The following is an 8,070-nucleotide window of genomic DNA, read 5'->3' as shown; positions in this document are numbered from 1 at the left end:
CGGTAAAAATTTAAAGGAAGAAATCCATGCGGAAATAGATCGGCGCTTCACGTTCCGTGATCGGGTCCGGTCGTTCCAAAGAGTGTGCAAAGGTCACCGTGGCCACGACGTTCTTGCCGCGTGCAAACAGTTCCAGGGAATTGCTGCTCATGCGCCCATGCTTCTCGGCGTTGTAGCGACCATGGCGGATCACGCCCTGGTCGTAGCCCAGGCTGGTGCCGTATTCGGTCAGCACGGGTTGCAGCCAGGCCCAGGTCACCGGGCGGCTCCAGCGCAGGTCGTTGCGCCAATAGCCGCCGCTGTCGCCGGAGAGCATCTGATCCTTATAACCACGAATCGACGACTGCCCGCCGAGGCTTATGCGCTGGGGGCTGAACAGCACGTCCTCGCTGCGCTGGCCGGTCATCAGGCTGCTGAAGCTCAACGACTCGCCCCACAGCTTGAACGGGTACAGGTAGCTCACGGTCGCGGTGTATTTGCGGTAGCGCGCATCCGCCTGGCCGGGCCGTGGGTTGTGGTTTGCCTGGGCGTCGAAGGCGCCAATGCCGTCCTGCATGCCCAGGTCGATGTTGAGGAATGACCCGCCAATGCGCCGACCGTGATTGATGCCGAACTGCGCTTCGCTGAGACGGTTGCTGCTCAGGGCCAGCTTGCTGTCTTCGATGAAATTGTTGGTACGCAGGTAAGCCACGCCAGTGCTGAGGGAGGTTTTGCTCAGCGCATCACGGTGAATGACTCGCTCCAGGCGCAACTGGTGGCTCTGGCTGTCGCCTGACTGCTTGAAGTTGAAGTTGTTGGCCTGGGCCAGGGAGCGGTATTCGGACTCGCTGTAGCTGTAATTGAGGTTCCACCAGCCAAACGGCAGGTTGTAATTGAGCATCGAGTTGCGCGAGGTTTTCTGGTGGTCACTGACAGCATCATGGCCGCCGCGTAGGGAGAGTTGGTCGGCCAGGCCCAATGGATTGTCCCAGTCCAGACTGACGCCCCATTGCTGTTCACCAGTGCTGCGCTGGCCGCCGTTATGGCGTGACAGTCCAACGCGCCAGGGTTTTTGCGGGGTATTTTTTACCAGTACATCGCTACCCCCAACGGCCTTGCCGGGTGCCAGCTCCATCTGTGCCTGGTTCGACGGCAGCCGGTTCAACTGGTCGACCATCTGCTCGATTTCGCGCAGGTTGAGCAATTCACCCTGTTTACCTGGAAAGCTCATCCCCAGTTGGCGGTCGGTGATGCCGCTGCCCTGCGCACCCTTCAACCCTTCCAGCCGGCCTTCGACTACCTGGATCTTGAGCACGCCGCTGGAGAGGTCTTGTTGTGGCAAGTAGGCGCGGCTGGTGACCAGTCCTTTGGCCAGGTAGCGGTCAGTGATGGCCTTGAGCACCTCATTGAGTTGCGGCACGCCCAGGCACTGGCCGATGTAGGGCTGGATCAGCGCCTGGCGTTCGCTTTCAGAGAGCGCGTCGGCACCGGAAACTTCGATGGTCTTGATGGGAAAGCAACGAGTGTCGACGGGGGCCATTGGCGCAGTGGGCGCGACGGTTTTACCAGGTAGATCCTTGAGCTCTTCGAGGCGACGCTGCTGCTCTTCGAGCAAACGATCCTGACGGTCACGAATCAGATCGGTGATGCCCGGCGTGTTCTGCGGGGTGGCGGCTTGAGCCAATCCGGCTGCGCTCAGGCAAAAAAATGCGGACAGCAGGCCGAGCCTGGTCCGGCGTACAGAACGCCACATTTATAGATCCCTCTACATGGCATAGAGCCATCACTGAGCGGCGATCATATGGTGGCGATATAGTGGCGTCAATTAAATGTACAAATTTGTTTCCCCGTGGATACAGAGTGAATTTCTGCTTGGGCTTGAATCGAGGGTCAGAAACGGCGCCATGCCTGCCACGCTGTTTGCTTAGATCACCTTGGAAAAATCCAAGGCAAAAAAAAGCCTGCATCGCTGCAGGCTTCTCTTTATATCGCTATCTGGCTCCACGACCTGGACTCGAACCAGGGACCCAATGATTAACAGTCATTTGCTCTACCAACTGAGCTATCGCGGAATGCGCCGTATGTTACTGATTAAAAAGGATAAGTCAAGCATCTCCTGGCATTCGTTGCGATTCAACCGGATGACCGGTTGAATCGGCGTGTTCCCTGGCCAACTCCAGCCAAGCCAAAGCGGCCGGCGGCAGGTGGGCGCTGGTGCGCCAGGCCAGGGCGATGTGCCAGTCGGTGTGCGGTTCATCCAACGGGATCAGAGCGATGCCAGCGTGTTGATGCTTGTGCGCCAGCATGCGCGGTACGAAGGCCACACCCAGTCCGGCGGCGACCAGGTCGATGATGAAGTCGATCTGCCCGCTGCGGGCGGTGACTTTCGGGGTGACACCTTTGCGTTCGCAGGCTGCGAGGATCTTGGCGTTGAGGGCGAAGCCGGCTTCGAACAGGATGAACGGCGAATCCGCCAGGTGGGTGAAGTCGATCCTCTTAAGGTGCGCCAGCGGATGGCTGACAGGCAGCACGGCCATCAGCGGCTCATTGCGCACGGGTTGGTAGTCGAAGTCTTCATCCACCGGCAGCAGCAGCGCCGCCAGGTCGACCTCCCCCGCTTCCAGGCATTCGCGCAGCTTTTTGCTGCCGTATTCGGTGAGTTCGATGTCGATGTCCGGGTAGCGGCTGCGGTAGGTCGCAAACATCGTCGCAAACAGCACACCGCAGCCCACCGGCGGCAGGCCGATACGCAGCACGCCACGCTTTAAACCGCGCAGGTCGTTGATCTCGGCCACCAGGTCGTTACGCTCGGCGAGCAGCACCAAAGCGCGGCGGTAGGCGATTTCGCCGGCAGCGGTGAGTTCGTTACGGTGGCCCAGGCGGTTGAGCAACGGCGTGCCCAGTTCCTCTTCCAACGTCTTGACCGCCTTGCTCACCGTGGATTGGGTCAGCGACACCACCTCGGCGGCCTGGGAGAAACCACCCTGGCGCACCACTTCGACAAAGGCACGCAATGTTCTCAGGTTCATCAGTATTCCTTTGCCGACTGACCACCAGCGATAAAAGTTGTTTTTATCATGCCAGACAATTGCCTATCCTGACGCCACCTTGCCTTGTGGAGCCCTCCAATAATGATCATCTCGTCCGCCTCCGACTACCGCGCAGCCGCCAAGCGCAAGCTGCCGCGCTTCCTGTTCGACTACATCGACGGCGGCGCCTACGCCGAACACACGCTGCGTGCGAATAGTTCGGACCTGGCCGAGATCAGCCTGCGCCAGCGCATCCTGCGCAATGTGGACAACCTGAGCCTGAAGACCACACTGTTCGGCCAGGAGTTGGACATGCCGGTGATCCTCAGCCCAGTGGGCCTGACCGGCATGTACGCACGACGTGGCGAAGTGCAGGCGGCCAAGGCAGCGGCGAACAAAGGCATTCCGTTCTGCCTGTCGACGGTGTCGGTGTGCCCGATTGAAGAGGTGGCATCGCAGAGCGCGCAGGCGATCTGGTTCCAGCTGTATGTGCTCAAGGACCGTGGTTTCATGCGCAACGCGCTGGAGCGCGCGCAAGCCGCGGGCGTCACTACACTGGTGTTTACCGTGGATATGCCCACGCCCGGCGCGCGTTATCGCGATGCCCACTCGGGCATGTCCGGACCGTTCGCAGCACAGCGGCGTATGCTGCAGGCCGTCACCAAGCCGCAATGGGCCTTCGATGTGGGGTTGATGGGCCGGCCCCATGACCTGGGCAACATCTCCAAATACCTGGGCAAACCCACGCACCTGGAAGACTACATCGGCTGGCTGGCGAACAATTTCGACGCCTCCATCAGTTGGAAAGACCTGGAATGGATCCGCGACTTCTGGAAAGGCCCGATGATCATCAAAGGTATTCTCGACCCTCAGGACGCCAAGGACGCAGTGAGTTTCGGTGCCGATGGCATCGTGGTCTCCAACCATGGCGGTCGCCAGTTGGACGGCGTGCTGTCCACTGCCAAAGCCCTGCCCCCGATTGCCGATGCGGTGGGCGACGACCTCACGGTGCTGGTGGACTCCGGCATCCGCTCCGGGCTGGACGTGGTACGCATGCTGGCCCTGGGCGCCAAGGCCTGCCTGCTGGGTCGCGCCACGGCCTACGCACTGGCCGCCGACGGCCAGCACGGCGTGGAAAACCTGCTGGACATCTTCGCCAAGGAAATGCGCGTGGCCATGACGCTTACTGGCGTCACCTCCATCGCGCAGATTGACCGCTCTACCCTGGTCTAACCCTGCTGCTCGACGATCCCTCGCGCCTTGAGTTGGGCCAGTTGCTCCGCCGACAAGCCCAACCGCTCACCGAGGATATCGTCGGTGTGCTGCCCCAGCCTCGGCGCCGGCCGCAGGTATTCCACGGGCGTGCCGGACATTTTGATCGGGCTGCCGACCATGGCAAAGTCCGGGTTCTGCGGGTGTGGGATCTTCACCATCAGGTTGCGCGCGATCACCTGGGGTTCTTCCAACGATTGCGCAATCGAGTTGATCGCCCCCACCGGCACCTTCGACGCATGGATGCACGCCACCCACTCATCGGCGCTGCGCCCCAGGAAATGCGCCGAGAGCAACGCGACGATCTCTTCGCGATGGGCCACGCGGTCGGCATTGCGACAAAAGCGCGGGTCCTGCGGCAAGTGCGGCAGGCCGATGCTCTGGCACAGGGCGATGAACTGGCTGTCATTACCGCAGGCGATGATGAAGTCACGGTCGGCGGCGCGGAACACCTGGTAAGGCACGATGTTGGCGTGGGCATTGCCATAACGCTGCGGCACCTTGCCCGACGCGAGGTAGTTCATGCTCTGGTTGGCCAAGGTGGCGACTTGCACGTCCAACAACGCCATATCAATGTATTGGCCAACGCCGGTGCGCTCACGGCTGAGCAATGCAGCCTGGATCGCCACGGTGGAATACAGGCCGGTCATCAAGTCGGAAAACGCCACGCCAACTTTTTGCGGGCCGCCGCCCGGCAAATCATCACGCTCGCCAGTAATACTCATCAAGCCGCCGATGCCCTGGATGATGAAGTCGTAACCCGGCTCTTCGGCACGCGGCCCGGTCTGGCCGAAACCGGTGATGGAGCAATACACCAGGCGTGGATTGATCTCGGCCAGGGTCGCGTAATCCAGGCCATAACGGGCCAGGGAGCCAGCCTTATAGTTCTCGATCAGTACATCCGAGCTGGCCGCCAATGCGCGCACCAATTCCTGGCCCTCGGGCGTGGCCATGTCGATGGCCACGGATAACTTGCCGCGATTGGTCGACTGATAATAAGAAGCTTCGCCGGACGACTCGCCGGTGTCGGTCTTCATCCAGGGCGGCCCCCAGGCACGGGTGTCGTCGCCGCTTTTCGGGCGTTCGATCTTGACCACTTCCGCGCCAAGGTCGGCCAACACTTGCCCACACCAGGGGCCGGCCAACACACGGCTTAAATCCAGTACCCGCAGACCTGTCAATGCACCCATTGTTCTTATCCTGTTAGGTTGGGAAATCAGCCGACTGTCGGCTCTTCATGGCGCAGGGAAACACCCAGCATCGCCCGCCGCCGCAGCCAGGGACTGGGGCGGTAACGTGGGTCGTGGGTGAGTTCGCTCATGCGCTGCAAAATCGTAAGGATCCGCCGAGGCCCAAGGGCATCGCCCCAGGCCAGCGGCCCCTTGGGATAACCAAGGCCCAGTTGCACGGCCTGGTCGATATCCTCGACGCTGGCGATGCGCTGCTGGGCAATGTCACAGGCCAGGTTGACCACCATCGCCAGGGTGCGCTGGGCGACGAAGCCGACGCTGTCGCCGATCACCGTGACGCCCACACCGTCCGACGCCAGCAAAGCGTGAGCCGCATCGCGCATGGTGGGCGAAGTCAGTGGGTTCTGCATCAAGGTGCGATGACGCGACAGGTCGGTCAGCAGGTCGATGCACAGGGTGCGCGCGGGGTCGGTGTCGAAGCGCACGCAGGCGCTGGTGGCGTCGCGGCCATACGGAGCCAGCAGGCATAACGCCTCAGGCGAAGGTTGCGCGGCGTGTTCCAGATGGGCGCCCAGGTTGATCACCAGGGCGCTCAAGCGCTCGTAGTCTTCACTGTTTTCCGTGGCGATCCAAACCGGCGGTTGCGGGTTTACAGTCGGTACGGGTTGAGGCTGAGGGCCATTGATGAGCTGGCCGTTTTCATACTGATAGAACCCATGCCCGGTCTTGCGCCCAAGGCGTCCAGCCACCAACATCTGCCGGGTCAGGGGCGACGGTTTGTAGCGGGGCTCCTGATAGAACTGGTTGTAGATCGACTCCATCACCGGGTGCGACACATCCAGGCCGGTGAGGTCCAGCAACTCCAGCGGCCCCATGCGGAACCCGGCGCCTTCACGCAATATGCGGTCAATATCACCGCGCTCGGCGATGCCCTCATCAAGCATCTTTAAGGCTTCGGTGCCATAGGCACGACCGGCGTGATTGACGATGAAACCCGGCGTGTCCTTGGCGCGCACGCCGCGATGGCCGATGCGTGCAGCCAGGGCCAACAGCGCGTCGCCCACCTTTGGCGCGGTGGCCAGGCCGTCGATCACCTCCACCACACGCATCAGCGGCACCGGGTTGAAGAAGTGCAGCCCGGCCACGCGCTCAGGGTGCCGGCAACCGGTGGCGATGGCCGTGACAGACAGCGAAGAGGTGTTGGTGGCGAGGATACAGGTCGGGCTGACGATGCCTTCCAGCTGTTGCAGCAGGCCGCGCTTGGCGTCGAGGTTTTCCACGATAGCTTCGACGACCAAGTCGCAATCGCCCAGGTCATCAATCGCCTCGGCAACCCGCAGGTTGGCCAGCGCCGCCTCCATCGCGGCCTGGCTGATCTTGCCCTTGCCCACCAACTTGGCAAAAGTGCCGCTGAGATTATCCCGTGCCGATTGCGCAGCCCCTTCACGGGCATCGAAAAGGCGCACCGCCACGCCGGCCTGGGCTGCGATTTGCGCGATACCGGCGCCCATGACGCCAGTGCCCACCAGCCCCATCGTATTCAAGGTGTCGGTCATGCTTATTCCCCCCGATAATGCGGCGTGCGTTTCTCGAAGAACGCCGCGGCGCCCTCCTTCTGGTCCTTGGAATCGAACAGCAATTGGAACGCCTTGCGTTCCAGCACCAAGGCGCTTTCCAGCGGCAGGTCGGCGCCGGCCAGCATCACCTCCTTGATCTGCTCCACCGCCAACGGCGGCAATGCGGCAATCTGCGCGGCCAGTTCCAGGGCGCGGGGCAGTGTCTGGTCGTCGCTGACCATTTCGCTGAGCATGCCAATGGCCAGGGCTTCTTTCGCGCTGACCATGCAGCCCGTGAGCGCAATGCGCATGGCCTGGAATTTACCCACCGCTCGGATCAGGCGTTGGGTGCCGCCCGCACCGGGCATCAAGCCGAGCTTCACTTCCGGCTGGGCAAATCGCGCTGACTCGCCCGCCACGATCAGGTCGCAATGCATCGCCAGTTCGCAGCCACCGCCCAGGGCAAAACCGTTGACGGCGGCAATCACTGGCTTGGGGCAACGGCTGATGGCTTCCCACAGGTATTCAGTGTGGCGGCGATACATATCGATCGCGCCCGCACTGGCGAACTCCTTGATATCCGCGCCGGCCACGAAGAACTGTTCACCACCGGTCAGCACAATGGCGCGTACATCCTGGCGTCGGGACAGCGCGCGGAAGTGCTCGGCAAGGGCTTCACGCACCTGTGCGTTGAGGGCGTTTTTCACTTCAGGGCGGTGGATACGTACCACGGCCACGCCGTTGTCATGGATGTCGAGGGTCACCACGGGTGAGTTGGCGCTGGTCACATTCACTCCTGCTGCACGGTTCTTGTTAGTTGGATTATTACTTGTTTCGCTGTGCGAAATAACATTCCATATTTGTCGATTAGCATAAGTATCGACCCTGCAGGTGTAAATAAAAAAACCCGATCAACGCTCAAATCAACGACTAAACCACTGTTTTAAAGGGATTTATCCTCGGATAAAATCACAGATCAAAAAGTTGATTAGTTTCGCTGTGCGGAATACTATTTTGTTTTGTTGATTTTATAAAAAAATGAGG

6 protein-coding genes and 1 tRNA gene are annotated in these 8,070 nt (G+C 61.0%); 1 reads left to right on the top strand and 6 read right to left on the bottom strand.

All coding sequences use genetic code 11. From position 1 onward, the window contains the following. Window positions 1-10 precede the first annotated feature (10 nt). From HX868_RS12060 to HX868_RS12050, 3 genes are all read right to left on the bottom strand, one after another. Entirely contained in the window at window positions 11-1,732 is a 1,722-nt protein-coding gene (locus tag HX868_RS12060) for a ShlB/FhaC/HecB family hemolysin secretion/activation protein (RefSeq protein ID WP_246355520.1), read from the bottom strand. Between the two features lie 243 nt (window positions 1,733-1,975). Continuing rightward, a tRNA-Asn gene (locus HX868_RS12055) sits at window positions 1,976-2,051 on the bottom strand. A 33-nt stretch (window positions 2,052-2,084) separates the two neighbouring features. Further along, the gene (locus HX868_RS12050; protein WP_177003008.1) at window positions 2,085-3,008 is read right to left on the bottom strand and encodes a LysR family transcriptional regulator; all 924 of its coding nucleotides are present in this window, start codon (window positions 3,006-3,008) and stop codon (window positions 2,085-2,087) included. A gap of 102 nt (window positions 3,009-3,110) precedes the next feature. Here HX868_RS12050 and lldD point away from each other — a divergent pair, with 102 nt between their 5' ends. Further along, window positions 3,111-4,241, top strand: coding sequence for an FMN-dependent L-lactate dehydrogenase LldD (gene lldD / locus HX868_RS12045; RefSeq protein ID WP_177003007.1), 1,131 nt, complete (start codon window positions 3,111-3,113; stop codon window positions 4,239-4,241). Here the strand turns inward: lldD and HX868_RS12040 are convergent. From HX868_RS12040 to HX868_RS12030, 3 genes are read right to left on the bottom strand one after another with little or no spacing between them, the layout of a single operon-like run. Continuing rightward, the gene (locus tag HX868_RS12040; protein WP_095017032.1) at window positions 4,238-5,470 is read right to left on the bottom strand and encodes a CaiB/BaiF CoA transferase family protein; all 1,233 of its coding nucleotides are present in this window, start codon (window positions 5,468-5,470) and stop codon (window positions 4,238-4,240) included. The genes lldD and HX868_RS12040 overlap by 4 nt on opposite strands. Before the next feature lie 26 nt (window positions 5,471-5,496). Continuing rightward, a complete protein-coding gene (locus tag HX868_RS12035) occupies window positions 5,497-7,026 on the bottom strand; it encodes a 3-hydroxyacyl-CoA dehydrogenase (RefSeq protein WP_177003006.1) in 1,530 nt (509 codons plus the stop codon). Between the two features lie 2 nt (window positions 7,027-7,028). Then, entirely contained in the window at window positions 7,029-7,814 is a 786-nt protein-coding gene (locus tag HX868_RS12030; RefSeq protein WP_177003005.1) for an enoyl-CoA hydratase-related protein, read from the bottom strand. Between the last annotated feature and the right edge of the window lie 256 nt (window positions 7,815-8,070).

It is taken from the genome of Pseudomonas reactans, from assembly GCF_013385825.1.
Classification (GTDB): Bacteria; Pseudomonadota; Gammaproteobacteria; order Pseudomonadales; family Pseudomonadaceae; genus Aquipseudomonas; species Aquipseudomonas reactans.
Note: the sequence above shows the minus strand (reverse complement) of the source record. Positions and strands in the feature narration are given on the sequence as shown.